The sequence below is a fragment of the Enterobacter sp. KB-280D8 genome (genome assembly GCF_041399405.1).
Lineage (GTDB): Bacteria > Pseudomonadota > Gammaproteobacteria > Enterobacterales > Enterobacteriaceae > Enterobacter > Enterobacter cloacae_N.
Genome location: NZ_JBGKEC010000007.1, coordinates 86,143 through 112,003 on the forward strand (window position 1 = coordinate 86,143; position 25,861 = coordinate 112,003).

The following is a 25,861-nucleotide window of genomic DNA, read 5'->3' on the forward strand; positions in this document are numbered from 1 at the left end:
AACTCCTTTTTTATCATCTTTGGAATACGCACACTCCGTGCGCAGGCCCGTGCCAGACAGCCATTACTACCGGATTATCCGCTCCGGCAAAGGGGGGAACGGCTCGCCACTCCCCGTCAGGTAAAACAATCTCTGCGACGTCGTCCGTCGCGTTCAGCGTCACCAGCCACTTATCCGAGAGCAGAATTTGCAGACAGGTGATGCCGTGTTGCCACTCTTGCGCGCTCAACGGTTGCGCGTCTTTATTCAGCCAGCGAACGTTGCCGTCACCCTCTTCCCACCAGCGGTCGGCGGTAAGGGCGGGGATCTGCTGGCGAAGGTGGATCAGCGCCGCGGTGAAATGGGTCAACCCGCTGTTCGCCTCGCCCCAGTCGAGCCAGGTCAGGGTGTTGTCCTGACAATAGGCGTTGTTGTTGCCGTGCTGGCTATGGCCGTGCTCGTCGCCCGCCAGCAGCATCGGCGTGCCCTGCGACAGCAAAAGCGTCGTCAGCAGCGCATGAACGCTGGCGCGTCGCCGCTCGATCACATCCAGACTTCCGCCTAATCCTTCTATACCATGATTGAAGCTATGGTTATTGTTAGTGCCATCGCGATTCTCTTCGCCGTTGGCCTCATTGTGTTTCTGATTGAAACAAACGCAGTCGCGCAGCGTAAAACCGTCGTGCGCCGTCACCAGGTTGACGGTGGCCGACGGACGTTTGCCGTCGCGCTTAAAGAGATCGCTGGAGCCGGCAAAGCGCCCGGCAAATTCGCCAAGTGACAGATCGCGCGCCAGCCAGAAGCGGCGGATGGCATCACGGTAGTGGTCGTTCCACTCGGCAAACAGCGGCGGGAAGTTCCCCACCTGATAACCGCCGTCACCGATGTCCCACGGCTCCGCGATGAGCTTCACCTGTGAAAGCACCGGGCAGTTTTTGATTGCCTCAAACAGAGGCGCCTGCTGGCTAAAGGACGGCGTGCGCCCCATCACGGGCGCCAGGTCGAAACGGAAACCGTCCACGTGGAACGTCTCAACCCAGTATTTCAGGCACTCGTACGCGTAATGCGAGACCGCCGGGTGACTGAGGTTGAGGGTGTTACCGCAGCCGGTCCAGTTCTCGTAATCGCCGTCGTCCCTGATCCAATAATAGCTACGGTTATCGATTCCGCGCTGTGAGAGCGTTGGGCCGTCAAGATCGCTTTCCGCACTGTGGTTCAGCACCACGTCCAGAATGACCTCAATTCCCGCGGCGTGGAGCGCCTTCACCGCGTCGCGAAACTCATCCCGCGCCTTCTCCGGATGCGCGGCATAGCGCGGTTCCAGGGCGAACATCGCCAGCGGGTTGTAGCCCCAGTAGTTGCTCAGCCCCAGGCGCTGCAGGCGCGGCTCGCTGGCGAAATGCGCCACGGGCAGCAGTTCCAGGGCCGTGATGCCCAAATGCTTCAGGTAAGCGACCATCGTCGGATGCCCAAGCGCCTGATAGGTGCCGCGCATCTCTTTGGGGATCGACGGGTGCAGGTAGGTCAGCCCTTTGACGTGCGCTTCATAAATGACGGTGTTGCCCCACGGCGTGCGCGGCGGGGCATCGTCTTCCCAGTCGTAGAGATCGTGCACCACCACGCTTTTTGGCGCGACGGGCGCGCTGTCGCGGTGGTCGGGCTCGCCGTAGCCGACGTGGAACAGCGGGTCGTCTTTGAACTCGCCGTCCACGCGGTGCGCGCACGGGTCAATCAATAGCTTCGCCGGGTTAAACCAGTGCCCCTGAGAGGGCTCCCACGGGCCGTGTACGCGAAAACCGTAGTGCATCCCCGGACGCCCGCCCGACAGGTAACCGTGCCAGATGTCTCCCGTGCGGGACGGTAAATCGTAACGGTGCTCGTTACCCTCCCCGTCAAACACGCAGAGCTCCACCCGCTCCGCGTGAGCAGAAAAGAGCGTGAAGTTCACCCCCTTTCCGTCATAGCTCGCGCCGAGCGGTTCGGGTTTACCTGCCGTAAGCTGCGTCATTCTCCCTCCCGCATCAGCCAGATGGTGCCAAGCGGCGGCAGCGTCAGGCTCAGGGAGTTTGGTCGCCCGTGGCTTTCGACGGCATCGCTCTGCACCAGCCCGCCGTTGCCAGCGTTGCTGCCGTGGTAGTGCATGGAATCGGTATTCAGTATCTCGCGCCATTTGCCCGGCTGGTTAATGCCGAAGCGGTAGTGTTCGCGCGGCACCGGCGTGAAGTTGCTGGCGACGATAATCTCGTTGCCCGCTTTATCGCGACGCACAAAGACAAACACCGAGCGCTCGTGATCGTCCACCACCAGCCACTCAAAGCCGTACGGGTCGAAGTCCAGCTCGTGCAGCGCTTTGTGGTGGCGGTAGGTCAGGTTCAGGTCGCGCACCAGACGCTGCACGCCGTGATGCCAGTTGTCGCCGCCTTCCAGCAGGTGCCAGTCGAGGCTTGAGTCGTGGTTCCACTCGCGCCCCTGGGCGAACTCATTGCCCATAAACAGCAGTTTTTTACCCGGGAAGGCAAACATCCAGCCGTAGTAGGCGCGCAGGTTGGCAAACTTCTGCCACGCGTCGCCGGGCATGCGGTCGAGAATGGATTTTTTGCCGTGCACCACTTCATCGTGCGACAGCGGCAGCATGAAGTTTTCGGTGTAGTTGTAGAGCAGCCCGAAAGTGAGCTTATCGTGGTGATACTGACGATAAACCGGGTCGAGCTTCATGTAGTCGAGGGTGTCGTGCATCCAGCCCAGGTTCCACTTATACCAGAACCCCAGGCCGCCTGATGACGGTGGGCGGGAGACGCCTGCAAAGTCCGTCGACTCTTCCGCCATGGTCACGGCGCCGTCCACCTGCTCGCCAATAATGCGGTTGGTATTGCGCAGGAACTCAATCGCTTCCAGGTTTTCACGGCCGCCGTACTCGTTCGGGATCCACTCGCCCTCTTTGCGGCTGTAGTCGCGGTAGATCATCGAGGCCACCGCATCCACGCGCAGGGCGTCAATGCCAAATCGCTCGATCCAGTACAGCGCATTCCCGACCAGGTAGTTCGCGACTTCACGGCGCCCGTAGTTGTAGATCAGCGTGTTCCAGTCCTGGTGATAGCCTTCGCGCGGGTCGCTGTGCTCGTACAGCTTCGTGCCGTCAAACTCTGCCAGCGCAAAATCGTCCGACGGGAAATGGCCCGGCACCCAGTCGAGGATCACGTTCAGCCCGGCGGCGTGCGCGGCATCAATGAAATAGCGGAAGTCATCCCGCGTGCCGAAGCGGCGCGTCGGGGCGTACAGCCCGGTGGGCTGATAGCCCCAGCTGCCGTCGAACGGGTGCTCGTTAACCGGCAGCAGTTCGAGGTGGGTAAAGCCCATCCATTTGGCGTACGGCACCAGCTGGTCGGCGAGCTCCCGGTAGCTGAGCCAGAAGTTGTTATCGGTGTGGCGGCGCCAGGAACCGAGATGCACTTCATAAACGGAGATCGGCGCATCAAAGCGGTTAGCCTGCTTACGCTCCTCCGTCTGGACGACCTTCTCCGGCAGGCCGCAAATCAGCGACGCGGTATCCGGGCGCATCTGCGCCTCGAAGGCATACGGGTCGGCTTTAATGCGCAGCTTGCCGTGGGCGTCGATCATTTCGAATTTATAGAGCTGGCCGTTGTGCGCCCCGGGGATAAACAGCTCCCAGATGCCCGTCTCACGGCGCAGGCGCATCGGGTGGCGGCGGCCGTCCCAGTAGTTGAACTGCCCGACAACGGAGACGCGCTGGGCGTTAGGCGCCCACACGGCAAACCGCGTACCGGTAATTCCGTCCATAGTATCCGCATGGGCACCCAGCGTTTCATAAGGGCGAAGATGCGTGCCTTCGGAGAGCAGCCAGGCATCCATCTCTTTCAGCAGAGGGCCAAAGCTGTAGGGATCGTCGATCAGGTTTTGCTGGCCGTGCCAGATAACGGCGAGCTGATAGCGAAAGGGGTTTTTACGGCGGGGCATGACGCCCGAGAAAAAGCCGCGCGAGTCGAGGCACTCCAGGTTGCCCACCTTGCGGCCGGTTTTGGGCTCGATGACCCACACTTCGGTGGCATCCGGTAACAACGCCCGGACTTCCAGCCCGGCCTCTGTATGGTGCATCCCCAGCACGGAAAAGGGGTCGGCAAAGTGACCCGCAATAAGCGCATTAATCACGTCTCTATCCACACGATCGGACATGGTATTCATCCTGTTTTTTATGTCGTCCTTTTTTAGCGCCTGGGACGACTTTAATGTGACCTGAACGGGCATCCACTTAGTCCCGTCCTAACCTCAGGTAAGAAATGACTCTTCCTTAAAGCATAGCCAACGCTCTACACGACTCCTGATAAAAATAAGACATACGCGCGTTACTCCATGTATTACGCAAAAAAAAGGGGGTGAAAATCACCCCCGGTAGTTAACAAATTATTACGCCAGCTGACGCAGCATGCGGCGCAGCGGCTCGGCGGCTCCCCACAGGAGCTGGTCGCCGACGGTGAACGCGGAGAGGTACTCCGGCCCCATGTTTAGCTTGCGCAGACGACCAACCGGCGTGGTCAGCGTGCCGGTAACGGCTGCCGGGGTCAGCTCACGCATGGTGATATCGCGATCGTTTGGCACCACTTTCGCCCACGGGTTGTGCGCGGCCAGCAGCTCTTCCACGGTCGGAATAGACACATCTTTTTTCAGTTTAATGGTGAAGGCCTGGCTGTGGCAGCGTAGCGCGCCGATACGCACGCACAGACCGTCAACCGGGATCGCCGACGCGGTATTGAGGATTTTGTTGGTCTCGGCCTGGCCTTTCCACTCTTCGCGGGTCTGACCGTTATCCAGCTGTTTGTCGATCCACGGGATCAGGCCACCGGCCAGCGGTACGCCAAAGTTATCCACCGGCAGCTCGCCGCTGCGGGTCAGCTCGGTCACTTTACGTTCGATATCAAGAATAGCGGACGCCGGGTTTGCCAGCTCGGCCGCAACGCTGTGGTGCAGCTGGCCCATCTGGGTCAGCAGCTCGCGCATGTGGCGCGCGCCGCCGCCGGACGCGGCCTGGTAGGTCGCCACGGAGACCCACTCCACCAGATCCTGCGCGAACAGGCCACCGAGGGACATCAGCATCAGGCTGACGGTGCAGTTACCGCCGACAAAGGTTTTCACGCCGTTATTCAGGCCGTCGGTAATGACGCCCTGGTTAACCGGGTCGAGAATAATAATGGCATCGTCTTTCATACGCAGCGAAGAGGCCGCGTCAATCCAGTAGCCCTGCCAGCCGCTTTCACGCAGCTTTGGATAGATTTCGTTGGTATAATCGCCGCCCTGGCAGGTCACAATAATATCAAGTGCCTTCAGCGCCTCCAGATCGTAAGCATCCTGCAACGTGCCTGTGGTACCACCAAAGGACGGAGCAGCCTGGCCGAGCTGAGAAGTGGAGAAGAAGACCGGGCGGATAGCGTCGAAATCGCGCTCTTCAACCATGCGTTGCATGAGTACAGAGCCGACCATACCGCGCCAGCCGATAAAACCAACGTTTTTCATAGCATTTTTTTCCTGCTGAGGGTGTGTGCTGATTGTGCAAGCCAGTATTGAACTGGGATATGCTTCACATTACAAAATGCTGCCAAAGTCGCAAGCGAAATTAATCGATGATTGCCCGGCAATCAGAAATACAGCTAATTATCATAATAACCATAGAGAGTTTCAGGGATAATTTACATGAGTGAAATCATTTCAGCAGCGGTTTTATTGATCCTGATAATGGATCCACTGGGCAACCTGCCAATCTTCATGTCGGTGCTGAAGCACACCGAGCCAAAGCGTCGCCGGGCGATCATGATCCGCGAGCTGCTTATTGCCCTGCTGGTGATGTTTATCTTCCTGTTTGCCGGTGAAAAAATCCTCGCCTTCCTGAACCTGCGTGCCGAAACCGTTTCGATTTCCGGCGGGATTATTCTGTTCCTGATCGCTATTAAGATGATTTTCCCGAGCGCGGAAGGCAGCAGCAGCGGCCTGCCCGCGGGTGAAGAGCCGTTTATTGTGCCGCTGGCGATTCCCCTCGTCGCCGGGCCGACGATTCTGGCGACGCTGATGCTGCTGTCGCACCAGTATCCGAACCAGATGAGCCATCTGGTGATTGCCCTGCTGATCGCCTGGGGCGGGACGTTTATTATCCTGCTGCAGTCGTCCCTGTTCCTGCGCCTGCTGGGTGAGAAAGGGGTGAACGCGCTGGAGCGTCTGATGGGGCTGATTCTGGTAATGATGGCGACGCAGATGTTCCTGGACGGAATCAGGGCGTGGATGAAAGGATGACTTTCTCCCTCTCCCCGTGGGAGAGGGCCGGGGTGAGGGCATCAGGCCGCAGAGGACAGCCCACCTACCCCTTACGAATCAAATACCGGTACGGCAGCGCCTCGGTCTGCTGTGCCACCAGTTCATGCTCCATAAAGGTACAAAAGCCGGGAATATCGCGCGTGGTGGCCGGGTCGTCGGCAATAATCAGCAGCGTTTCACCCGTTTGCATGTTGCGCACGGTTTTGCGTACCATCATTACCGGCTCCGGGCAGCGAAGGCCCTGGGCATCAAGGGTGTGGTCTGGGCTGGAAAACAGGTCGGTCATGATCTTCTCGGTCAGGTAAAAACGGCTGTAGTTTACGCCCCGGCGCGGGCAATGCAAACCAGGTTAACGATTGCGCAAAAACTAACCATTGCAATGTCCAGCCAAAGCAGTATCATGCTGCGGTTTTTATTGGGTTCCCTCACCCCAACGTATAAAAAGGTCACAATATGACGCAGTTCTCTGAATCACAGCGCGTAAAAGCGTTGTTCTGGCTTTCGCTTTTTCACCTGCTGGTGATCACCTCCAGCAACTATCTGGTGCAGCTCCCGATCTCCATTTTTGGTTTTCATACCACCTGGGGCGCGTTCAGTTTTCCGTTTATTTTCCTCGCCACCGATCTTACCGTGCGTATCTTTGGCGCACCGCTGGCGCGCCGCATTATTTTTGCGGTCATGCTTCCGGCGCTGTTCATTTCATACGTGGTGTCATCCCTGTTTTATATGGGAAGCTGGCAGGGCTTTGAGGCGTTAACCCACTTCAACCTGTTTGTTGCCCGTATCGCTGCCGCAAGCTTTATGGCCTACGCGCTGGGGCAAATCCTCGACGTGCACGTGTTTAACCGCCTGCGTCAGAATCACCGTTGGTGGATGGCACCCACCGCCTCCACGCTGTTCGGTAACGTGAGCGATACGCTGGCCTTCTTCTTCATCGCCTTCTGGCGCAGCCCGGATGCGTTCATGGCCGAACACTGGATGGAAATCGCGCTGGTGGACTACTGCTTCAAGGTGCTCATCAGCATTGTGTTCTTCCTGCCGATGTACGGCGTGCTGCTGAATATGCTGCTGAAAAGGCTGGCAGATAAATCTGAAATCACGGCATTGCAGGCTGGTTAAGGGTTCGCTTTATCAGTTGTGATAAGATGGACGAATGAGCCGCTATGGCCGTTTATCGAAAGGAAGAAGTCAATGCGCAATCTGGTTAAATATGTCGGGATTGGCCTGCTGGTTGTGGGTCTTGCAGCCTGTGATAACAGCGACACGAAAACGCCTGCTCAGGGCGCATCCGCAGAGAGCAACGCGACCGGTCAGCCGGTGAATCTGATGGATGGCAAACTCAGTTTCTCTCTGCCAGCCGATATGACTGACCAGAGCGGCAAGCTGGGCACCCAGGCGAATAACATGCACGTATACTCCGACGCAACCGGCCAGAAAGCGGTCATTGTGATTGTGGGCGACGACACCAGCGAAGATCTGGCCGTCCTGTCCAAACGTCTGGAAGACCAGCAGCGCGGCCGCGATCCGCAGCTGCAGGTGGTGACCAATAAATCCATTGAGCTGAAAGGCCATAAGCTGCAACAGCTGGACAGCATCATCTCCGCAAAAGGCCAGACCGCTTACTCTTCTGTGGTGCTGGGTAAGGTGGATAACAAACTGCTGACCCTGCAGATCACTCTGCCAGCGGAAGACCAGCAGAAAGCGCAGACGGCCGCTGAAAACATCATTAACACCATCGTGATCCAGTAACCTTTCACGACGATGACGTGGCCTCCGGTGCCTGCACCGGGGGCCATTTTTTTAGCCGCCACGTCAGCAGTAAGGCAAGAATCACCAGACCTGCCGCGGCAATGTAGATCACCGGTACCCCCGCCCAGGCCATTACCAGCCCTGCCAGCGGCCCGGTAATGCCCAACGACATATCCATAAACACCGTATAGGTCGCCAGCGCCGCCCCCTGGTTCTGCTGCGGCACCGCTTTCACCGCCACCACCCCCAGCGCCGGGAAGACCAGTGAAAAACCCGCCCCTGCAAGGAAGACGCCAATTTTCGCCATCCAGGATGCGCTGGCTATGCCGGTTAACAGCAGCCCGACAATCTCAACCGCAAAACAGATCATCGCCACATTCAGCCCGCCCAGGCGGTTGATACCGTTCGGGAAAAGCAGGCGTGCGCCAACAAACGCACCGCTAAAGAGAGTTAACGCAAAGGCCGCGCCCTCCCAGCCTTTGGCGTCGTAAAAGAGGGTAATGAAGGTTGCAATTACGCCGAAGCCGGTGGTCGCCAGGGCCAGCGCCATACCGTACGGCCAGACGCGCCCCAGCACGGCCCGAAACGGCAGCGGCTTGCCCTTGCTGGCCCTCACTTTCGGGCGCGGCAGCGCAAACAGTATCGCCACAAGCGCGACCGCCATAATGGTGAGCGACAATCCATACAGCCCGCCAAAGGCATAAAAGGCCACGCCAAGCGGCGCGCCGAGCGCCATCGCGCCATAGGTGACAATCCCGTTCCAGGAGATCACCCGGCCAATGTGCGGCGCACCTACAACCCCAACGCCCCACAGCGTCGAGCCGGTTCCCGCCAGGCTTTGCCCAATGCCGAGTATGATGCGGCCCAGGCAAAGCAGCGCCAGGCTAACCAGCGGCCAGGCGCTGGCAGCAGCAGCCAGCAGATAGCTCAGGCCGCTCAGGAAACAGCCGCATAATCCCACCACCACGATGCTTTTAGGACCAAACAGGTCGGCGTAGCGCCCGGCGTGCGGGCGGCTCAGGAGCGTGGCGAAATACTGCAGGCTGATGACCAGCCCCGCCCAGAACGCACTAAAACCCATCACGTCATGGACATAGCCCGGCAAAACCGCCAGCGGCAGGCCGATCGTCAGGTAACTGGCAAAGTTGAAAATAACGACGGAAACGATACGCAGATTGAGGCGCAATCCGCTCAGCGCCGGTTCGGCGGCAGCTTCGGGCATGGGGGTTTACCTGAATTTTTTGCAACAGTGTTTCACTATTACCACGGCGCAATAAGAAAATCAGCCCCGACTTTCAGATTATCGGCGCCAGACGAAGCGGCCCCCAGGCACTACACTTATCGGGTCATCATCTTAAGGAACGCGCATGTTAGCTCCCCAGCCCGATAAAGCAGGACTCCACATCTTACTAAAGCTCGCCTGTCTGGTGGTTATTCTTGCGGGCATTCATGCTGCCGCTGACATTATCGTCCAGCTCCTGCTGGCCCTGTTTTTTGCCATTGTTCTGAATCCGCTGGTGACCTGGTTTTTACGCCGGGGCGTGAGCCGTCCGGTGGCCATCACCATCGTGGTTATCGTGATGCTGATTGGCCTGACGGCGCTCTTCGGGGTACTGGCGGCCTCGCTGAGCGAGTTCTCCACCATGTTGCCGCAGTACAATAAAGAGCTGACGCGTAAAATCGTCGCGCTGCAGGAGATGATGCCCTTTCTTAACCTGCATATTTCGCCTGAACGGATGCTGCGCAGGATGGATTCCGAGAAGGTCATGACCTACGCCACCACGCTGATGACCGGTCTTTCCGGCGCGATGGCCAGCATACTGCTGCTGGTCATGACGGTAGTGTTCATGCTGTTCGAAGTCCGCCACGTCCCCTATAAGCTGCGCTTTGCTTTAAATAACCCGCAAATACACATTGCCGGCCTACACCGCGCCTTAAAGGGCGTCTCCAAATATCTGGCGCTGAAAACGCTGCTCAGCGTCTGGACCGGCATTATCGTCTGGCTGGGGCTGATGCTGATGGACGTACAGTTCGCGCTGATGTGGGGGGTGCTGGCGTTTCTGCTGAACTACGTGCCGAATATTGGCGCGGTGCTTTCCGCCGTGCCGCCGATGATCCAGGCGTTTCTGTTTAACGGTTTCTACGAATGCATGTTGGTCGGGGCGCTCTTCCTCGTCGTGCATATGGTGCTGGGCAACATTCTTGAACCACGCATGATGGGGCACCGGCTGGGCATGTCGACGCTGGTGGTATTTTTATCGTTGCTGATTTGGGGATGGCTGCTGGGCCCGGTCGGCATGCTGCTGTCGGTCCCGCTGACCAGCGTATGTAAAATCTGGATGGAAACCACCAAAGGGGGCAGCAAGCTAGCGATCCTGCTGGGGCCAGGGCGGCCAAAAAGCCGGTTACCAGGGTAACTTGGCTATGTCATCAGGCTTAGACCGTCAATAGAACGCCTTAATTACCGCGACGCTCACCGTCGCGGTATTTTTATTTGCGTTAAGGCATATGCTCCCGTTTTTATTCACCTCACCCACATTTCGCTTTAACGCAAATTAAAAAAAACGGAATGATTAATTATTTTGCGTGATATTATACCCCGCCTTAGCGTCAACTTAATGCAAACATTAATATTGATTAAAAAAGACACCTGATTTAATCCGTAGGTCTGGTGATGCTTATTTGTAAAAAACACTACCTTTAATTGTTATTATTGATATGGAGTTGTTGATGAAAAAGATCGTTAAATGGTGCGCTGCTGCAGTATTCGTTGGCGCTCTGGCTGGCTGTGCGCGTACCGCCCCAATCGCTCAGGTTCACTCTGTCGTGAGCGCAGGTCATACTGCCGATCAGGTGAAAACGGCAATTTTGAAAGCAGGCCAGAAGCGTGACTGGATCATGACGGAAGCGGGCCCGGGCGTTATTAAGGGGCGTCTGCAGGCACGCGATCACTCGGTCCAGGTACGTATTCCCTACACTGCGACAAGCTATTCAATTAATTACGAAAGTAGCCTGAATCTGAAAGCGGCAGACGGTAAAATTCACAAAAATTATAACCGCTGGGTGAACAACCTCGACCACGATATTCAGCTGAATCTCTCTGCGGGTGCCGCGCTGTAATATTTTTCTAAAGTCGGGCCGGACATGGCCCGATAACCTCATTTCTTGCCCTGAAAGGTTACGCAACAATGTACGAAAAGGACACGCTCAGCGCCCTGGATGCCATTACCGAAGCGCAACGCATCGCTTTTGCTCCGATGTTATTTCAGACCGCGCTTTGTCTGCGTAACTCGGGTGTCCTCGCCTGGCTCGATAAACAGGGTAATAAGGGGGCGAGCCTCGAAGAAATAACCGAAAACAGTACCCTGAGTAGCTATGCCGTCAGCGTATTGTTAGACATGGGATTAAGCGGGCGGATAATTACCTGGAAAGAAAGTCGTTATTTCCTGGCGAAAGTGGGCCATTTCTTACTCCACGATCCCATGACCCGCGTTAATATGGATTTCACGCAGGACGTCTGTTACCAGGGGTTATTTCACCTGGCCGACGCCCTGCAGGAAGAAAAACCGGCCGGATTATCCGTGTTTGGCGACTGGCCAACCATCTATCCGGCCTTATCCCAGCTTCCTGCCCGGGCAAAAGAGAGCTGGTTCGCCTTCGATCACTACTATTCTGACGCCGCTTTTGACGCCGCGTTGCCATATATATTCGCAAGCTCGCCGACAAAATTGTACGATGTGGGCGGAAATACGGGTAAATGGTCGTTACGCTGCTGCCGCTATGACGATAATGTTGCCGTGACGATCCTCGATCTCCCGCAGCAGATAGCGCTGGCGCAGGAAAACATCGAAAAAGCAGGTTTTTCTCATCGTATTGGATTCCATGCTGTCGATATGCTTAGTCCGGCGGCATTGCCGGGAGATGCCGACGTCTGGTGGATGAGCCAGTTTCTGGACTGTTTCTCTCCGGATCAGATTGTCGCCATGCTGACGCGCGTCGCACAGGTCATGAAGCCAGGCGCACGGTTGTGCATCATGGAGCTTTTCTGGGATGCCCAGAAATATGAAGCGGCGGCTTTCAGCCTGAATGCCACCTCGCTCTATTTCACCTGTATGGCGAATGGTAATAGCCGTTTTTACAGCGTAGAGAAGTTTTATCACTACCTGGAGAGGGCGGGCTTCTGCATTGAACAGCGGCTGGATAACCTTGGGGTAGGTCATACCCTGTTAATATGCACCAAACGTGAACAATAGCGCAGCCTGGCTGCCCGGGTGGCCCAGCCTGCCCTTTGAATACGGTATTCCGCGGACGCGCGTAGATGAAATTTTCACTGAACATTATTGACTGGCAGGCAAGAGCGCCAGGACTAAGCGATGCCGCAGAGTGGCAGGCGTGGTCGCGCCTGCAGTCGACTATAGACCCAACGGCCCCGCTTCCCCGGCTGACTGCGTTACCCATGATGACCGCGCGCCGCCTTAACTCGGGCAGTAAGCTGGCGGTGGATCTTGGTCTTGCCATGCTGCAAAGCCACGCCGTTGATGCCGTCGTCTATTCCAGCCGCCACGGCGAACTGGAGCGCAATTACCGTATTCTGCATGCGCTGGCAACCGGTCAGGCCGTCTCGCCCACCGACTTCGCCATGTCCGTGCACAACTCCGCTGTGGGCAATCTTACTATTACCGCTCGCCAGCCTGTTGTCTCGTCATCCATTTCTGCCGGGCTGGACACCTTCCAGCAGGCCCTGTGTGAAGTGCTGAGCCTGCTGCAGGCGGGCTACTCCCGCGTCTTGCTGGTGGATTTTGACGGCACGCTGCCGGAATTTTACCACCCGGCATTGCCGCCGCAGATGCCCACCTGGCCGTACGCGCTGGCGCTGGTGATTGAATCCGGCAGCGAATGGCAGTGCGAAACCCGCAGCGGCAGCACGGGCGAGGAGCCTACTCTGCCGCAAAGCCTGATGTTCCTGCAACGCTATCTCCGCGAGGAGCGGCAGTTTGTGGTGCCCGGCGAACGCCTGCTGTGGCAGTGGGCGCGCCAATGAACCGCCTGGCCGCCCGGATCAACTGGCTATGGCGTCTGGCGATGACCGGACTCTGCTTCGTGCTGTTTGGCGCGGGCGGCCTGCTGCTGTCGCTGATCTGGTTCAACCTGCTGCTGATTGTTCAGCGCGATCGCGCCAAACGCCGTCGCCTGGCGCGCCGCAGCATTGCGGCCAGCTTCCGCGTCTTCTTAACCGTTGCCCGCGGCACCGGGGTGCTGGACTATCGCATTCACAATCTTGACGCGCTTCGCGGCGATCGGGGCTGTCTGGTGGTGGCTAACCACCCAACGCTAATTGACTACGTGATTCTGGCGTCGGTGATGCCCGAAACCGACTGTCTGGTGAAGAGCGCGTTACTGCGCAATCCCTATGTCAGCGGCGTTATCCGCGCGGCGGATTACCTGATTAACAGCGAAGCCGAGCCTCTGCTCGCTGCCAGCCGGCAGCGTCTGGCCCACGGCGACACGCTGTTAATCTTCCCGGAAGGCACGCGTACCCGGCCAGGTGAGGCTATCGCCCTCCAGCGCGGCGCGGCAAATATCGCCGTGCGCTGCCGCAGCGATCTGCGGATCGTGCTGATCCACTGCAGCGAGCACCTGCTGGATAAAAAAAGCCGCTGGTATGACGTACCGCCCGCAAAACCTGTCTTTACCGTGGATGTGCGCGATCGCGTGAACATCGACGAATTTTACGATGCAAATGAACAAGAACCGGCGCTGGCGGCAAGGCAGTTAAACCGGCATCTGGAGCATCGATTAACATCAGGCCTTCAATCTTTGTCAGGAATTAATGATGCAAGCGCTTTATCTTGAAATTAAGAATCTCATTATCACCACGCTGAATCTGGACGAGCTTACCGCAGAGGATATTGATACCGATGCCGCGCTGTTTGGCGATGGGCTGGGTCTCGACTCTATCGACGCGCTGGAGCTCGGTCTGGCGGTGAAAAACCAGTATGGCGTGGTGCTTTCTGCCGAAAGCGAGGAGATGCGCCAGCACTTCTTTTCCGTCGCCACCCTGGCGTCCTTTATCCATGCCCAACGCGCCTGAGACGTGAACTATGACCGAACAAGAAACCATTTATCAGGAAGTCTGCGGCCTTCTGATCAAACTCTTTGAAATCGACCCGCAGGACATTACGCCCGAAGCCCGTCTTTACGAAGACCTGGAGCTGGACAGCATTGACGCGGTGGACATGATTGTCCATCTGCAGAAGAAAACCGGTAAGAAAATCAAGCCGGAAACCTTCAAATCGGTTCGTACCGTTCAGGATGTGGTAGACGCCGTCGAACAGCTTCTGCGCGAAGAGTAAAACACCGTGCGTGGTGGACGGACGTTGCCGGTTATCCCCCTTCTGACGGGGCTGATGCTGCTGGCGTGGCCCTTCCTGATTGGATTTGGGCTGACGCATAACAGCCTGCCGTGGCTGCTGCCCGTGATGGCGCTGCTGTTGCTGCTGCGGCTGCATCAGGCGCGGCGGAACACCGGCCCGATGCGGTATGTGGTGCAGTGCGTGGCGCTGGCGGGCATCGCGCTCTGCGCGGCAAGCTACCTGCTGAAAACCCACCAGTGGCTGCTGTTTTACCCTGTGGTCGTCAATCTTGTGATGCTGGCCGTGTTCGGGGGTTCGCTCTGGACCGCGATGCCGCTGGTCGAACGTCTGGCGCGCCTGCGTGAGCCAAATTTGCCCCCGGAGGGTGTGCGCTATACCTACAAGGTGACCCTCGTCTGGTGCGGATTTTTCATCGGCAACGGGGCGATGGCGCTGTTTACCGTCCTGCACGGTGACATGCATCTGTGGACGCTGTGGAACGGTATGGTGGCTTACATCCTGATGGGAACGCTGATGGCGACAGAGTGGCTGGTGCGTCAACGGGTGATAAAAAAAGAGATGCACAATGACTAACCCCCTTCCGCTGGGCCAGTGGTTAAACGCGCCCCGCCCTGACGACACGCCCGTCGCCTGGCTTGACGATCGTACCTGGACGCTGGGCCAGCTGCGCCACGACGTGACCCTGCTGGTCGACACCCTGCGTCAGCAGGAAGGCGAGCGCTGGGCGCTGTGCTTTGAAAACAGCTACCTGTTTATCGTTGCGCTGCTGGCCTCGCTGCATGCGGGTAAAACGCCGGTCATTCCCGGCCATAGCCGCATTTCGCTGCTTGAAGAGCAGCAGTCGCTGTTTAGCGGCGTTCTGAGCGACAGGCCCCTCGGTTACCCTGGAAAGCTGATTGTGGTGGCTTCCCGCCATCAGACGATCGCCCACTGGGTGCCCCTGCCGGATATTGCCGAAAGCCGCTTTGTTGAGCTTTTCACCTCCGGCTCCACGGGGACGCCGCGTCGGGTGGTTAAGCACATCGTCAGCCTGGATCGCGAAGCCCGCCTGCTGGCTGACCGCTTCGGCGCGCGTCTGGCTGGCTGTAGCGTTGTCGCCTCCGTCGTACCGCAACACCTGTACGGTCTGACATTCCGCATTGTATTGCCGATGGCGATGGGCCTGCCGCTGCATGCCGCGATGCTCTATTACGCAGAGCAGCTGGCCGCCCTTCCTCATGACAGGCATTACCTGTTCATCAGCAGCCCGGCGTTCCTGAAACGCCTGGATACCGAACTAGCCGCGCCGCCCGTCAGGATGCTGATTTCCGCGGGCGGAATGCTGCCCTGGCGTGACGTCTCCACCACCGCTGGCTGGCTTAACATCTGGCCGGATGAAATTTATGGCAGCACCGAAACCGGGATCCTCGCCTGGCGCCATCGCCAGGAAGATAACCTGCCGTGGCTGCCCTTCCCCGGCGTAAGCTTCCATCAGGAAGAAGAAGCGTGTCGCGTCACGTCGCCACTGATCCATGAGGCTGAAGGACTCCAGTTGGACGATATCCTCCACTTCGACAGCGAGGGGCTGTTCAGCATTGCCGGTCGTCGCGGGCGGGTGGTCAAAATTGAAGAAAAGCGCATCTCGCTTAACGAAATAGAACGCCGCCTGCTGGAGCTCGACGGCGTTTGCGAAGCGGCTGCGCTGCCGGTCACGCGCGGGGGCCGCCAGGGAATCGGCGCCCTGCTGGTGCTGGATGAGGCGGTTCGTCAGCGCTGGCACCTGCAGGATAAAAAAGCGCAGGAGTTCGCCTGGCGTCGCGCTCTGCTGCCCTGGCTTGAACCGGTCGCGGTGCCGCGCTACTGGCGGATTGTGGATGAGATGCCGGTAAACAGTATGAACAAGCGTGTCTATGCGCAGTTAGAGGAGTTATTTCATGAAAATTCATGAAATTGAGCGCCATCAGGCACAGCCGGAGAAGCTGGAGATCGTTTTGCATCTCGACGCGTCTCTGTTCTGGTTTCAGGGCCATTTTGCCGTACAGCCGCTGCTGCCCGGCGTTGCGCAGCTTGACTGGGTCATGCACTACGCCACGACGTTACTGGCGCCGGGTTACCGCTTTCACAGCATTCAAAACGTGAAGTTTCAGGCGCCTCTGCTGCCGGAAACTACGGTGACGCTGGTGCTTGAGTGGCATGCCGAACGTCAGATGTTGACCTTCAGCTACCAGCGTCACGCCGGGGCGGAGCGCCATACCGCCAGCAGCGGGAAAATTCGTCTATGTCAGTGATCTTTCGCCCCTGCGTGCTGATCCCGTGCTACAACCACGGTGCCATGATCGCCAGCGTGCTGTCACGCCTCGCCCCGTTCGGCCTGCCGTGCCTGGTGGTGGATGACGGCAGCGAAGCGATCACCCGTCAGGAGCTCGAACGCCTGGCGGCGGAGCAGCCGCAGATGACGCTGATCCGTCTGGGGCAAAACGCCGGGAAAGGTGCTGCGGTCATCAGGGGGCTGGAGGAGTGCGCTCGCGTGGGCTATACCCACGCCGTGCAGGTGGATGCGGACGGCCAGCACGCCATTGAAGATATCCCCAAACTGCTGGCGCTGGCGGAGCGCCACCCGGATGCGCTGATTTCCGGCCAGCCCATTTACGATGATTCCATTCCGCGCTCGCGGCTCTACGGGCGCTGGGTCACCCACGTCTGGGTATGGATTGAGACCTTATCCCTGCAGCTTAAAGACAGCATGTGCGGCTTTCGGGTCTACCCGGTCTCGCCCACGCTGCGGCTGGCCGCGCGTGAAACGCTCGGTAAACGGATGGACTTTGACACCGAAGTGATGGTCCGTCTCTACTGGCAGGGCAACACCAGCGTCTTCCTGCCCACCCGTGTGACCTACCCGCAGGACGGGTTATCCCACTTCGACGCGTTAAAAGATAACGTGCGGATCTCCCTGATGCATACCCGGCTGTTCTTCGGCATGCTGCCCCGCATTCCCGGCCTGCTCTTCCGTCGACGCGGCCAGCACTGGGCGCAGCAGGACGAGGTCAAGGGGCTATGGGGCATGCGCCTGATGCTGCGCGTCTGGCAGTTGCTGGGGCGGCGGGCCTTTACCGTGCTGCTGTGGCCAGTGATCGGCGTCTACTGGCTTATCGCGCGTCCGGCGCGGCAGGCTTCGCGGCAGTGGATTGCACGCGTGAAGCAGGTGCTGATGCAGCGGGACATGCCTGTTCCCTCACGGCTCAACAGCTTTTTCCATTTCATGCGCTTCGGCAACGCGATGCTGGACAAAGTTGCCAGCTGGCGCGGCGAGCTGAAGTTTAATCGCGACGTGGTCTTTGCCCCCGGCGCGCGCGAAACGCTTAATATCGCGGCGCCGCAGGGCAAGCTGCTGCTGGCCTCGCATCTTGGTGACGTAGAGGCCTGCCGGGCGCTGGCCCAGCTGGACGGCAGCAAAACCATCAATGCCCTGGTCTTCAGCGAAAACGCCCGGCGCTTTAAGCAGATTATGAGCGAAATGGCGCCCCAGGCGGGCGTGAATTTAATGTCGGTCACCGACATCGGCCCGGACACCGCGATTGCCATCAAAGAGAAGCTTGAGCGCGGAGAATGGGTCGCGATTGTGGGCGACCGCATCGCGGTGAATCCGCAGCGTGGCGGCGAGTGGCGCGTGATCTGGAGCCGGTTCATGGGGCAGCCCGCGCCGTTCCCTCAGGGGCCGTTTATCCTGGCCTCGATTCTCCGCTGCCCGGTGGTGCTGATTTTTGCCCTGCGCCAGCAGGGCAAGCTCGTCCTGCACGGCGAACCGTTTGCCGACCCGCTGATCCTGCCGCGCGGGGAACGCCAGCAGGCGCTGCAGGATGCCGTCGATCGCTACGCGCAGCGGCTGGAGCATTACGCCCTGATGTCGCCGCTCGACTGGTTTAATTTTTTCGATTTCTGGCATCTGCCAGAGTCCAGAGAGAAGGAGTAAAGGGTGCTGACCGATCCCCGCTTTACGACTGAAGTCGAGATCACCGTTCCGTTCCACGACGTCGATATGATGGGCGTGGTCTGGCACGGTAACTATTTCCGCTACTTTGAGATCGCCCGCGAGGCGCTGCTCAATCAGTTTGACTATGGCTATCGCCAGATGAAGGCCTCCGGCTACGTCTGGCCCGTCGTCGACACCCGGGTGAAATACCGCGATGCGGTGACCTTTGAGCAGCGTATTCGCGTCCGCGCGCAGATTGAAGAGTATGAAAACCGGCTGCGCATTGCCTATCAAATTTTCGATGCGCAGACAGGCAAGCGCACCACCACCGGGTACACCATCCAGGTGGCGGTGGAAGAAGCCACCCGCGAAATGTGCTTTGTCAGCCCGGCAATACTGTTTGAACGAATGGGAGTAACTCCATGAAATGGTTGCCTTTGCTGGCGCTGTTCGTCAGCCCGCTGGTCAGTGCCGTGACGCTGGATGAACTACAGCAGCGGTTTACCGAGCAGCCCGTGGTGCGCGCGCACTTTGAACAGGTTCGCACGATAAAAGATATGCCGCAGCCGCTGCGCTCGCAGGGCGAGATGCTGATCGCCCGCGACAGTGGCCTGCTGTGGGATCAAAAAGCGCCGTTTCCGATGACGCTCCTGCTGGACGACAAGCGGATGGTTCAGGCGATCAACGGCCAGCCGCCGCAGACTATCACTGCCGACAATAATCCGCAGATGTTCCAGTTCAACCACCTGCTGCGGGCCCTGTTCCAGGCCGACCGCAAGGTGCTGGAAGAGAACTTCCGCATCGATTTTAAAGACCTGGGAGCGGGCCGCTGGTCGCTGGTGCTTACGCCAAAAACGACGCCGCTGGACAAGATTTTTGCCTCCCTCGATCTGGGCGGCGCGACCTATCTGGAGACGATTCGCCTGAATGACAAGCAGGGCGACCGTACCGATATCGCTCTTTCAAACCACCAACTGACGCCCGCCAGCCTGACCGATGACGAACGCCAACGCTTTGCCGCACCGTAAATCCCTGCGCCCGGCGCTTCTGTGGGCCGCAGCATGCCTGATCCTGCTGGGCGTGCTGCTGTCACTGCTGCCCGGCGCGCGTCTGAACAGCAGCGTGCTGGCCATGCTGCCGAAGCAGACGCTGGGGGCGATCCCGTCGGCGCTCAACGACGGGTTTATGCAGCGTCTCGACCGCCAGCTGGTCTGGCTGGTCAGCCCCGGCAAAGAGCCCGATCCGCGCGTGGCGCAGCAGTGGCTGACGCTGCTGCAAAACAGTCACTCGCTCAGCGAGGTCAAAGGCCCGATGGACGCCGCCGGGCAGAAAGCCTGGGGAGAGTTCTTCTGGCAGCACCGCAACGGCCTGATCGATCCCGCCACCCGTGCCCGTCTGCAAAACGGCGGAGACGCGCAGGCGCAGTGGATTTTATCCCAGCTCTACTCGGCCTTTTCCGGCGTCAGCGGCAAAGAGCTGCAAAACGATCCGCTGATGCTGATGCGCGGCTCGCAGCTCGCCCTGGCGCAAAACGGCCAGAAGCTGCGGCTGATGGACGGCTGGCTGGTCACGCAAGATGAGGCGGGAAACTACTGGTACCTGCTGCACGGCGAGCTGGCAGGCTCGTCATTTGATATGCAGCAGACCCACCGGCTCGTGACGACGCTTAACGCGCTGCAACAGACGCTGAAAGCGAGTTACCCGCAGGCCCAACTGCTTTCCCGCGGAACCGTGTTCTACAGCGATTACGCCAGCCAGCAGGCCAAACGCGACGTCTCGACGCTGGGTATCGCCACCCTGCTTGGGGTGTTCCTGCTTATCGTCGCGGTGTTCCGCTCTCTGCGCCCGCTGCTGCTGAGCGTGCTCTCCATTGCCATCGGCGCGCTGGCGGGCACGGCGGTGACACTGCTGCTCTTTGGCGAACTGCACCTGATGACGCTGGTGATGAGCATGAGCATCATCGGTATTTCCGCAGACTACACGCTCTACTACCTGACCGAACGGATGGTCCACGGCGCGGAGCTTTCCCCCTGGCAGAGCCTGGCCAAGGTACGCAATGCGCTGCTGCTGGCGCTGCTGACGACCGTCGCCGCCTACCTGATTATGATGCTGGCCCCCTTCCCCGGGATCCGCCAGATGGCGGTGTTCGCCGCCGTGGGGCTGAGCGCCTCCTGCCTGACGGTGATTTTCTGGCATCCGTGGCTGTGCCGGGGTCTGCCGGTGCGCCCGGTTCCCTTTATGGTCCTGATGCTGCGCTGGCTGGCCGCCTGGCGACGCAGTAAAAAACTGTCCGTTGGCCTGCCCGTCGCGCTGGCGCTGGTCTCCGCCGCGGGGATGAGCACCCTGAAGGTGGACGATGATATCGCCCAGCTGCAGGCGCTGCCAAAAGATATTCTGGCGCAAGAGAAAGCCATTACCGCCCTGACCGGCCAAAGCGTCGATCAGAAATGGTTTGTGGTGCACGGCGCTTCGCCCCAGCAAACGCTGGAGCGGCTGGAAGCCTTCACCCCGGCGCTGGCCGAGGCGCAAAAAGCGGGAGAGATTGCCCGCTGGCGTACCCTGCCGCTGAACTCGCTGGCCCGCCAGAAAAGCGATCTTACGCTGCTGCGCGACGCTGCCCCGGCGGTAACGAACGTGTTGAAAAGCGCCGGGCTCAACGCCGTATCCCCGAATCTGGACGCCATGCCGGTCAGCGTGGACGCGTGGCTTAACAGTCCGGCCAGCGAAGGCTGGCGACTGCTCTGGCTGACCCTGCCCGGCGGGGAAAGCGGCGTGCTGGTGCCGGTGGACGGCGCGAAAAACAGCGCGGCGCTCGGTGAGCTGGCCGCGCGCCATGACGGCGTCGTCTGGGTGGACCGCAAAGCCAGCTTTGACAGCCTCTTTGCCCTCTACCGCACGCTGCTGACGGGGCTACTGTTTGCAGCGCTGGCGGTGATTGCCTGCGGGGCGATGCTGCGCCTCGGCTGGCGTAAGGGACTGATAAGCCTGGTGCCGTCCGCACTGTCGCTGAGCTGCGGTCTGGCGGTCCTGGCCGCAACGGGCCACCCGGTAAATCTGTTTTCACTGCTGGCGCTGGTACTGGTGCTCGGCATTGGCATTAACTACACGCTATTTTTCAGCAACCCGCGCGGTACGCCGCTGACCTCGATGCTGGCGATTACCCTGGCGATGATGACCACCCTGCTGACGCTGGGCATGCTCGTCTTCAGCACCACCCAGGCCATCAGCAGCTTTGGTATTGTGCTGGTGAGCGGGATTTTCACCGCCTTCCTGTTGGCTCCGCTGGCGATGCCGGATAAGAAAGAGAGAAAACGTAAATGAACGCTGTTTATCGCGCCGTTGCGCTGGCTGCGGCGCTGCTGCTGGCAGGCTGTAGCCATTCGACCGATACTAAAGAGACGCGGCCTCAGGCCTGGCTCCAGCCGGGCACCAAAGTTACGCTCCCGCCGCCCGGCATCAGCCCGGCGGTAAGCTCCCAGCAGCTGCTGACCGGCAGCTTTAACGGACAAACGCAGTCTCTGCTGGTGATGCTCAACGCGGATGCGCATAAGATCACGCTGGCCGGGCTCTCTTCCGTTGGGATCCGTCTGTTCCTGGCAACGTACGATGAGAACGGTATTCATACCGAGCAGTCCATCGTCGTGCCGCAGCTGCCGCCAGCCAGCCAGGTGTTGGCCGACGTGATGCTCAGCCACTGGCCGATTAGCGCCTGGCAGCCGCAGTTGCCGAAGGGCTGGACGCTGACGGACAATGGCGATCGGCGCGAGCTGCGTAACGCCAGCGGCAAGCTGGTGACGGAGATTGTCTACCTCCAGCGCAAAGGCAAGCGCGAGCCGATCAGCATCGAGCAACACGTATTCAAATACCACATCACCATTCAATATCTGGGTGACTGAGATGATCTATATATCCGCTGTTGGCATGGTCAACGCGCTGGGCAACTCGCCTGATGAGATTGCCGCGAACCTGACGGCAGGCGTGGCGCCGGGTATGCACGCCCGGGCCGGCTGGTTGCAGGGAGCCCCCGAAGCGGTACTGGGCGCCGTGGAAGGCGAGCTGCCGCCCATCCCGGACAGCTTCTGTGCACACCGCACCCGCAATAACCAACTGCTGCTGGCCGCACTGGCGCAGATTCAGTCAACCGTTGACGAGGCCATCGCCCGCGTCGGTCGCGACCGCGTGGCCGTGGTGCTGGGAACCAGCACTTCCGGGCTGCATGAAGGCGATGAGCACGTTAGGCGCATGACCGACGGCGAGACCAGCACGCGATGGCAGTATCCGCAGCAGGAGCTGGGCGATCCGTCCCGCTTCCTTGCCAACTGGCTGCAGCTTGAAGGCCCGGCCTATACGATCTCCACCGCCTGCTCCTCCAGCGCGCGGGCGATGATTGGCGGCAAACGCCTGATTGAAGCCGGGCTGGTGGACATCGCCATTGTCGGCGGGGCCGATACCCTGAGCCGGATGCCCGTCAACGGTTTTAACAGCCTTGAATCCTTCTCCCCTACGCTCTGCGAGCCGTTTGGGCGCGACCGCCGGGGGATCACCATCGGTGAAGCGGCGGCGCTGATGGTATTGAGCCGGGAACCTGCGGACGTGGCGCTGCTCGGGACGGGCGAATCCAGCGATGCGTACCATATTTCCGCCCCGCATCCTCAGGGCGAAGGGGCGATAAGGGCTATCACTCAGGCGCTCAACGAAGCGGGCATGCAGCCTGACGACATCGGCTATATCAACCTGCACGGCACGGCCACGCCGCTCAACGATCAGATTGAATCGCAGGTGGTACACGATCTCTTCGGGGAGAGCGTGCCGTGCAGCTCAACCAAACACCTGACCGGCCACACGCTGGGCGCTGCCGGTATCACCGAAGCGGCACTGAGCTGGCTGATTCTGACGCGCGATCTGCCCTTGCCGCCGCAGGATTTTTCCCGCTATGCCCCGGACGACACGCTCGCGCCGTGCGGCCTGCTGCACCAGCGCGCCGCCCTGAAAAAGCCGGTGATATTGTCTAACTCGTTCGCGTTTGGCGGCAACAACGCCAGCATTCTGCTGGGGAGAGCGTCATGAGCTATCTATCACCCGAAGCCTATTTGCCGCACGAGGCGCCCATGATGCTGCTGGGGTCCGTTGAGAATGTCACGGACGACACAGCGGTCTGCCGCGTCGCGGTTGACAGGCAAAGCGTGCTGGCGCCGTTTCTCAATGCCGATGGCGACCTGCCAGGCTGGTACGCGCTCGAATTGATGGCGCAGACCGTTGGCGTCTGGTCAGGCTGGCATCGTCAGCAGCAGGGGCAAGAGCATATCGCGCTGGGCATGGTGCTCGGCGCGCGCGAGCTGGTCTGCGCCAGCGGGCGTTTCGCCAAAGGCTTAACGCTGGACATTACCGTTAAGCTGCTGATGCAGGACGAACGGTTCGGCAGTTTTGAATGTACGATTTCCGCAGATGAAGAGACGCTGGCCACGGGCCGGGTCAACACCTTCCAGCCGAGTGCAGAAGAATTAACATCGCTTTTTAATCAGGGATCCCACGCATGAGTCGTTCCGTTCTGGTCACAGGGGCCAGCAAAGGCATTGGTCGCGCCATCGCCCGCCAGCTTGCCGCTGACGGGTTCACCGTCGGCGTGCATTACCACCGTGATGCCGCAGGCGCGCAGGAGACGCTGGACGCCATCACGCAGGCGGGCGGCAGCGGTCGTTTACTCTCGTTTGACGTGGGCAACCGCGAACAGTGCCGCGAGGTGCTGGAGCAAGAAATTGAAGCTTATGGCGCATGGTATGGCGTGGTCAGCAATGCCGGGATCGCCCGCGACGGTGCCTTTCCGGCACTGAGTGAAGACGACTGGGACAGCGTGATCCACACCAATCTCGACAGCTTTTATAACGTCATTCACCCCTGCATTATGCCGATGATCGGCACCCGTAAAGGGGGACGCATTATCACCTTATCGTCCGTGTCCGGCGTGATGGGCAACCGCGGGCAGGTGAACTACAGTGCGGCAAAAGCGGGCATTATCGGCGCCACCAAAGCGCTGGCGATCGAGCTGGCAAAACGCAAAATCACCGTGAACTGCATTGCCCCAGGGCTGATTGATACCGGCATGATTGAGATGGAGGAGGCTGCGCTGAAGGAAGCGATGTCCATCATCCCAATGAAACGTATGGGCCAGGCTGAGGAGGTCGCCGGGCTGGCCAGCTATCTGATGTCGGATATTGCGGGCTACGTCACCCGACAGGTCATTTCCATTAACGGAGGAATGCTATGACGCGTCGCGTGGTGATTACGGGCATGGGCGGCGTGACCGCCTTTGGCGAGAGCTGGCAATCTGTTTCCAGCCGGCTGCTGGCGTATGAAAACGCCGTGCGTAAAATGCCGGAATGGCAGGTGTACGAAGGCCTGCATACCCTGCTGGGCGCGCCGATCGACGATTTCGCGCTGCCGGAACACTATACCCGCAAGCGTATCCGCGCCATGGGCCGGGTGTCGCTGATGTCGACCCGCGCTACCGAGCTGGCGCTGGAGCAGGCGGGGCTGATTGGCGAAGCGGTGCTCACCAACGGGCAAACCGGTATCGCCTACGGCTCTTCGACAGGTAGCACCGGCCCGGTCAGCGAATTCGCGACCATGCTCACCGAAAAGCACACCAATAACATCACCGGGACAACCTATGTCCAGATGATGCCACACACCACCGCGGTGAATACCGGCCTGTTCTTTGGATTACGCGGCCGCGTCATCCCGACGTCGAGCGCCTGTACCTCCGGCAGCCAGGCGATAGGCTACGCCTGGGAGGCGATTCGCCACGGGTATCAGACCGTTATGGTCGCGGGGGGCGCGGAAGAGCTTTGTCCGTCAGAAGCGGCGGTGTTTGACACGCTGTTTGCCACCAGCCAGCGCAACGACGAACCCAAAACCACCCCGTCGCCGTTTGATACGCAGCGCGATGGTCTGGTGATTGGGGAAGGTGCGGGTACCCTGATACTCGAAGAGCTGGAGCATGCCAAAGCGCGTGGGGCCACGATCTACGGCGAAATTGTAGGCTTTGCCACTAACTGTGACGCGGCCCATATCACCCAGCCACAGCGCGACACCATGCAGATTTGCATGGAGCAGTCGCTGGCGATGGCGGGATTAAGCGCCCGGGATATGGGGTATATCTCCGCGCACGGTACCGCCACCGACCGCGGCGATATCGCCGAAAGCCAGGCTACTGCCGCCATCTACGGTGACAGCGTGCCGGTTTCCTCGCTGAAGAGCTATTTAGGCCACACGCTGGGGGCCTGCGGCGCGCTGGAAGCATGGATGAGCCTGCAGATGATGCGCGAAGGCTGGTTTGCCCCGACGCTCAATTTAACGCAGCCGGATGAGCAATGCGGGGCTTTAGATTATATTATGGGAGAAGCCCGTCAGATTGACTGCGAGTATCTGCAGAGCAATAACTTCGCGTTTGGCGGCATCAATACCTCGATTATTATTAAACGCTGGGCGTAAC

At 59.5% G+C, this 25,861-nt stretch carries 27 protein-coding genes; 22 read left to right on the forward strand and 5 right to left on the reverse strand.

The window, feature by feature from the left end:
• Positions 1 to 13: 13 nt before the first annotated feature.
• The 3 genes from glgX to asd form a co-directional block, all read right to left on the reverse strand.
• Positions 14 to 1,987, reverse strand: a complete 1,974-nt coding sequence (gene glgX / locus AB8818_RS17765) for a glycogen debranching protein GlgX (protein WP_192983732.1) — start codon at positions 1,985 to 1,987, stop codon at positions 14 to 16.
• Complete coding sequence (glgB, locus tag AB8818_RS17770; RefSeq protein ID WP_116342733.1) at positions 1,984 to 4,170, reverse strand: 1,4-alpha-glucan branching enzyme; 2,187 nt, start codon at positions 4,168 to 4,170, stop codon at positions 1,984 to 1,986. Before glgB ends, glgX begins: the two co-directional genes overlap by 4 nt.
• Before the next feature lie 231 nt (positions 4,171 to 4,401).
• Entirely contained in the window at positions 4,402 to 5,505 is a 1,104-nt protein-coding gene (gene asd / locus AB8818_RS17775) for an aspartate-semialdehyde dehydrogenase (protein WP_061096847.1), read from the reverse strand.
• Between the two features lie 177 nt (positions 5,506 to 5,682).
• Between asd and yhgN the strand changes: the two genes are divergently transcribed.
• Positions 5,683 to 6,276, forward strand: a complete 594-nt coding sequence (gene yhgN, locus AB8818_RS17780) for an NAAT family transporter YhgN (protein WP_003861574.1) — start codon at positions 5,683 to 5,685, stop codon at positions 6,274 to 6,276.
• Between the two features lie 64 nt (positions 6,277 to 6,340).
• Here the strand turns inward: yhgN and tusA are convergent, their stop codons facing one another.
• Positions 6,341 to 6,583: a sulfurtransferase TusA gene (gene tusA, locus AB8818_RS17785; RefSeq protein ID WP_008503071.1), complete on the reverse strand. Its 243-nt coding sequence runs from the start codon at positions 6,581 to 6,583 to the stop codon at positions 6,341 to 6,343.
• 167 nt (positions 6,584 to 6,750) lie between these two features.
• On the opposite strand from tusA, the gene AB8818_RS17790 reads away from it, so the two are divergent.
• On the forward strand, positions 6,751 to 7,416 hold the full coding sequence (locus tag AB8818_RS17790; RefSeq protein WP_047345723.1) for a 7-cyano-7-deazaguanine/7-aminomethyl-7-deazaguanine transporter: 666 nt from the start codon (positions 6,751 to 6,753) through the stop codon (positions 7,414 to 7,416).
• 72 nt (positions 7,417 to 7,488) lie between these two features.
• Positions 7,489 to 8,046, forward strand: a complete 558-nt coding sequence (locus AB8818_RS17795) for a DcrB family lipoprotein (protein ID WP_008503073.1) — start codon at positions 7,489 to 7,491, stop codon at positions 8,044 to 8,046.
• Positions 8,047 to 8,050: 4 nt separating this feature from the next.
• Here AB8818_RS17795 and AB8818_RS17800 read toward each other — a convergent pair whose 3' ends face one another.
• On the reverse strand, positions 8,051 to 9,268 hold the full coding sequence (locus AB8818_RS17800) for an MFS transporter (protein ID WP_116342735.1): 1,218 nt from the start codon (positions 9,266 to 9,268) through the stop codon (positions 8,051 to 8,053).
• A gap of 145 nt (positions 9,269 to 9,413) precedes the next feature.
• Here AB8818_RS17800 and AB8818_RS17805 point away from each other — a divergent pair, with 145 nt between their 5' ends.
• The 19 genes from AB8818_RS17805 to AB8818_RS17895 all read left to right on the forward strand — a co-directional run bounded on the left by AB8818_RS17805 (position 9,414) and on the right by AB8818_RS17895 (position 25,860).
• Positions 9,414 to 10,463 (forward strand): AI-2E family transporter, encoded by a 1,050-nt coding sequence (locus AB8818_RS17805; RefSeq protein ID WP_041911893.1) that lies wholly within the window; start codon positions 9,414 to 9,416, stop codon positions 10,461 to 10,463.
• A gap of 313 nt (positions 10,464 to 10,776) precedes the next feature.
• Positions 10,777 to 11,166 (forward strand): hypothetical protein, encoded by a 390-nt coding sequence (locus AB8818_RS17810; RefSeq protein WP_192983735.1) that lies wholly within the window; start codon positions 10,777 to 10,779, stop codon positions 11,164 to 11,166.
• A 68-nt stretch (positions 11,167 to 11,234) separates the two neighbouring features.
• The gene (locus AB8818_RS17815; protein ID WP_302220530.1) at positions 11,235 to 12,299 is read left to right on the forward strand and encodes a class I SAM-dependent methyltransferase; all 1,065 of its coding nucleotides are present in this window, start codon (positions 11,235 to 11,237) and stop codon (positions 12,297 to 12,299) included.
• Positions 12,300 to 12,364: 65 nt separating this feature from the next.
• Positions 12,365 to 13,087, forward strand: coding sequence for a beta-ketoacyl synthase chain length factor (locus tag AB8818_RS17820; protein WP_116342739.1), 723 nt, complete (start codon positions 12,365 to 12,367; stop codon positions 13,085 to 13,087).
• Complete coding sequence (locus tag AB8818_RS17825; protein WP_192983741.1) at positions 13,084 to 13,899, forward strand: 1-acyl-sn-glycerol-3-phosphate acyltransferase; 816 nt, start codon at positions 13,084 to 13,086, stop codon at positions 13,897 to 13,899. The genes AB8818_RS17820 and AB8818_RS17825 overlap by 4 nt, the downstream gene beginning before the upstream one ends.
• Entirely contained in the window at positions 13,880 to 14,137 is a 258-nt protein-coding gene (locus tag AB8818_RS17830) for a phosphopantetheine-binding protein (RefSeq protein ID WP_028014701.1), read from the forward strand. The genes AB8818_RS17825 and AB8818_RS17830 overlap by 20 nt, the downstream gene beginning before the upstream one ends.
• Before the next feature lie 10 nt (positions 14,138 to 14,147).
• Positions 14,148 to 14,399 carry an acyl carrier protein gene (locus AB8818_RS17835; protein WP_116342741.1) on the forward strand — a complete coding sequence of 84 codons (252 nt, stop codon included), beginning with the start codon at positions 14,148 to 14,150 and terminating at the stop codon, positions 14,397 to 14,399.
• A gap of 6 nt (positions 14,400 to 14,405) precedes the next feature.
• Positions 14,406 to 14,993 carry a hypothetical protein gene (locus AB8818_RS17840; protein ID WP_116342743.1) on the forward strand — a complete coding sequence of 196 codons (588 nt, stop codon included), beginning with the start codon at positions 14,406 to 14,408 and terminating at the stop codon, positions 14,991 to 14,993.
• The gene (locus AB8818_RS17845) at positions 14,986 to 16,347 is read left to right on the forward strand and encodes an acyl-CoA synthetase (RefSeq protein ID WP_116342745.1); all 1,362 of its coding nucleotides are present in this window, start codon (positions 14,986 to 14,988) and stop codon (positions 16,345 to 16,347) included. Before AB8818_RS17840 ends, AB8818_RS17845 begins: the two co-directional genes overlap by 8 nt.
• Positions 16,334 to 16,687 carry a hydroxymyristoyl-ACP dehydratase gene (locus AB8818_RS17850; RefSeq protein WP_116342747.1) on the forward strand — a complete coding sequence of 118 codons (354 nt, stop codon included), beginning with the start codon at positions 16,334 to 16,336 and terminating at the stop codon, positions 16,685 to 16,687. Before AB8818_RS17845 ends, AB8818_RS17850 begins: the two co-directional genes overlap by 14 nt.
• Positions 16,678 to 18,369 carry a glycosyltransferase gene (locus tag AB8818_RS17855; protein WP_192983747.1) on the forward strand — a complete coding sequence of 564 codons (1,692 nt, stop codon included), beginning with the start codon at positions 16,678 to 16,680 and terminating at the stop codon, positions 18,367 to 18,369. Before AB8818_RS17850 ends, AB8818_RS17855 begins: the two co-directional genes overlap by 10 nt.
• 3 nt (positions 18,370 to 18,372) lie before the next feature.
• A complete protein-coding gene (locus AB8818_RS17860) occupies positions 18,373 to 18,795 on the forward strand; it encodes a thioesterase family protein (protein ID WP_061096838.1) in 423 nt (140 codons plus the stop codon).
• Entirely contained in the window at positions 18,792 to 19,397 is a 606-nt protein-coding gene (locus AB8818_RS17865; protein WP_192983749.1) for an outer membrane lipoprotein carrier protein LolA, read from the forward strand. Before AB8818_RS17860 ends, AB8818_RS17865 begins: the two co-directional genes overlap by 4 nt.
• Entirely contained in the window at positions 19,366 to 21,690 is a 2,325-nt protein-coding gene (locus AB8818_RS17870) for an MMPL family transporter (protein ID WP_192983751.1), read from the forward strand. The genes AB8818_RS17865 and AB8818_RS17870 overlap by 32 nt, the downstream gene beginning before the upstream one ends.
• Positions 21,687 to 22,265, forward strand: coding sequence for a DUF3261 domain-containing protein (locus tag AB8818_RS17875; protein ID WP_192983753.1), 579 nt, complete (start codon positions 21,687 to 21,689; stop codon positions 22,263 to 22,265). Before AB8818_RS17870 ends, AB8818_RS17875 begins: the two co-directional genes overlap by 4 nt.
• 1 nt (position 22,266) lies before the next feature.
• Positions 22,267 to 23,436 carry a beta-ketoacyl-[acyl-carrier-protein] synthase family protein gene (locus tag AB8818_RS17880; protein WP_192983755.1) on the forward strand — a complete coding sequence of 390 codons (1,170 nt, stop codon included), beginning with the start codon at positions 22,267 to 22,269 and terminating at the stop codon, positions 23,434 to 23,436.
• Entirely contained in the window at positions 23,433 to 23,906 is a 474-nt protein-coding gene (locus tag AB8818_RS17885) for a 3-hydroxy-fatty acyl-ACP dehydratase (protein WP_163330628.1), read from the forward strand. The genes AB8818_RS17880 and AB8818_RS17885 overlap by 4 nt, the downstream gene beginning before the upstream one ends.
• Positions 23,903 to 24,634, forward strand: a complete 732-nt coding sequence (locus tag AB8818_RS17890) for a 3-ketoacyl-ACP reductase FabG2 (protein ID WP_116342761.1) — start codon at positions 23,903 to 23,905, stop codon at positions 24,632 to 24,634. The genes AB8818_RS17885 and AB8818_RS17890 overlap by 4 nt, the downstream gene beginning before the upstream one ends.
• Complete coding sequence (locus AB8818_RS17895) at positions 24,631 to 25,860, forward strand: beta-ketoacyl-ACP synthase (protein ID WP_192983757.1); 1,230 nt, start codon at positions 24,631 to 24,633, stop codon at positions 25,858 to 25,860. The genes AB8818_RS17890 and AB8818_RS17895 overlap by 4 nt, the downstream gene beginning before the upstream one ends.
• The last annotated feature ends 1 nt before the right edge of the window (position 25,861 follow it).

What these genes read in the sequence shown, in the direction of transcription:
- AB8818_RS17825 (WP_192983741.1), top strand. Translation starts at nt 13,084, where the DNA reads ATGAACCGCCTGGCCGCCCGGATCAACTGGCTATGGCGTCTGGCGATG.
- AB8818_RS17810 (WP_192983735.1), top strand. Translation starts at nt 10,777, where the DNA reads ATGAAAAAGATCGTTAAATGGTGCGCTGCTGCAGTATTCGTTGGCGCT.
- glgB (WP_116342733.1), bottom strand. Translation starts at nt 4,170, where the DNA reads ATGTCCGATCGTGTGGATAGAGACGTGATTAATGCGCTTATTGCGGGT.
- AB8818_RS17855 (WP_192983747.1), top strand. Translation starts at nt 16,678, where the DNA reads ATGTCAGTGATCTTTCGCCCCTGCGTGCTGATCCCGTGCTACAACCAC.
- AB8818_RS17865 (WP_192983749.1), top strand. Translation starts at nt 18,792, where the DNA reads ATGAAATGGTTGCCTTTGCTGGCGCTGTTCGTCAGCCCGCTGGTCAGT.
- AB8818_RS17875 (WP_192983753.1), top strand. Translation starts at nt 21,687, where the DNA reads ATGAACGCTGTTTATCGCGCCGTTGCGCTGGCTGCGGCGCTGCTGCTG.
- tusA (WP_008503071.1), bottom strand. Translation starts at nt 6,583, where the DNA reads ATGACCGACCTGTTTTCCAGCCCAGACCACACCCTTGATGCCCAGGGC.
- AB8818_RS17830 (WP_028014701.1), top strand. Translation starts at nt 13,880, where the DNA reads ATGCAAGCGCTTTATCTTGAAATTAAGAATCTCATTATCACCACGCTG.
- AB8818_RS17845 (WP_116342745.1), top strand. Translation starts at nt 14,986, where the DNA reads ATGACTAACCCCCTTCCGCTGGGCCAGTGGTTAAACGCGCCCCGCCCT.
- AB8818_RS17895 (WP_192983757.1), top strand. Translation starts at nt 24,631, where the DNA reads ATGACGCGTCGCGTGGTGATTACGGGCATGGGCGGCGTGACCGCCTTT.
- AB8818_RS17835 (WP_116342741.1), top strand. Translation starts at nt 14,148, where the DNA reads ATGACCGAACAAGAAACCATTTATCAGGAAGTCTGCGGCCTTCTGATC.
- glgX (WP_192983732.1), bottom strand. Translation starts at nt 1,987, where the DNA reads ATGACGCAGCTTACGGCAGGTAAACCCGAACCGCTCGGCGCGAGCTAT.
- AB8818_RS17880 (WP_192983755.1), top strand. Translation starts at nt 22,267, where the DNA reads ATGATCTATATATCCGCTGTTGGCATGGTCAACGCGCTGGGCAACTCG.
- AB8818_RS17890 (WP_116342761.1), top strand. Translation starts at nt 23,903, where the DNA reads ATGAGTCGTTCCGTTCTGGTCACAGGGGCCAGCAAAGGCATTGGTCGC.
- AB8818_RS17805 (WP_041911893.1), top strand. Translation starts at nt 9,414, where the DNA reads ATGTTAGCTCCCCAGCCCGATAAAGCAGGACTCCACATCTTACTAAAG.
- yhgN (WP_003861574.1), top strand. Translation starts at nt 5,683, where the DNA reads ATGAGTGAAATCATTTCAGCAGCGGTTTTATTGATCCTGATAATGGAT.
- AB8818_RS17850 (WP_116342747.1), top strand. Translation starts at nt 16,334, where the DNA reads ATGAAAATTCATGAAATTGAGCGCCATCAGGCACAGCCGGAGAAGCTG.
- AB8818_RS17790 (WP_047345723.1), top strand. Translation starts at nt 6,751, where the DNA reads ATGACGCAGTTCTCTGAATCACAGCGCGTAAAAGCGTTGTTCTGGCTT.
- AB8818_RS17870 (WP_192983751.1), top strand. Translation starts at nt 19,366, where the DNA reads ATGACGAACGCCAACGCTTTGCCGCACCGTAAATCCCTGCGCCCGGCG.
- AB8818_RS17815 (WP_302220530.1), top strand. Translation starts at nt 11,235, where the DNA reads ATGTACGAAAAGGACACGCTCAGCGCCCTGGATGCCATTACCGAAGCG.
- AB8818_RS17885 (WP_163330628.1), top strand. Translation starts at nt 23,433, where the DNA reads ATGAGCTATCTATCACCCGAAGCCTATTTGCCGCACGAGGCGCCCATG.
- AB8818_RS17800 (WP_116342735.1), bottom strand. Translation starts at nt 9,268, where the DNA reads ATGCCCGAAGCTGCCGCCGAACCGGCGCTGAGCGGATTGCGCCTCAAT.
- AB8818_RS17795 (WP_008503073.1), top strand. Translation starts at nt 7,489, where the DNA reads ATGCGCAATCTGGTTAAATATGTCGGGATTGGCCTGCTGGTTGTGGGT.
- asd (WP_061096847.1), bottom strand. Translation starts at nt 5,505, where the DNA reads ATGAAAAACGTTGGTTTTATCGGCTGGCGCGGTATGGTCGGCTCTGTA.
- AB8818_RS17820 (WP_116342739.1), top strand. Translation starts at nt 12,365, where the DNA reads ATGAAATTTTCACTGAACATTATTGACTGGCAGGCAAGAGCGCCAGGA.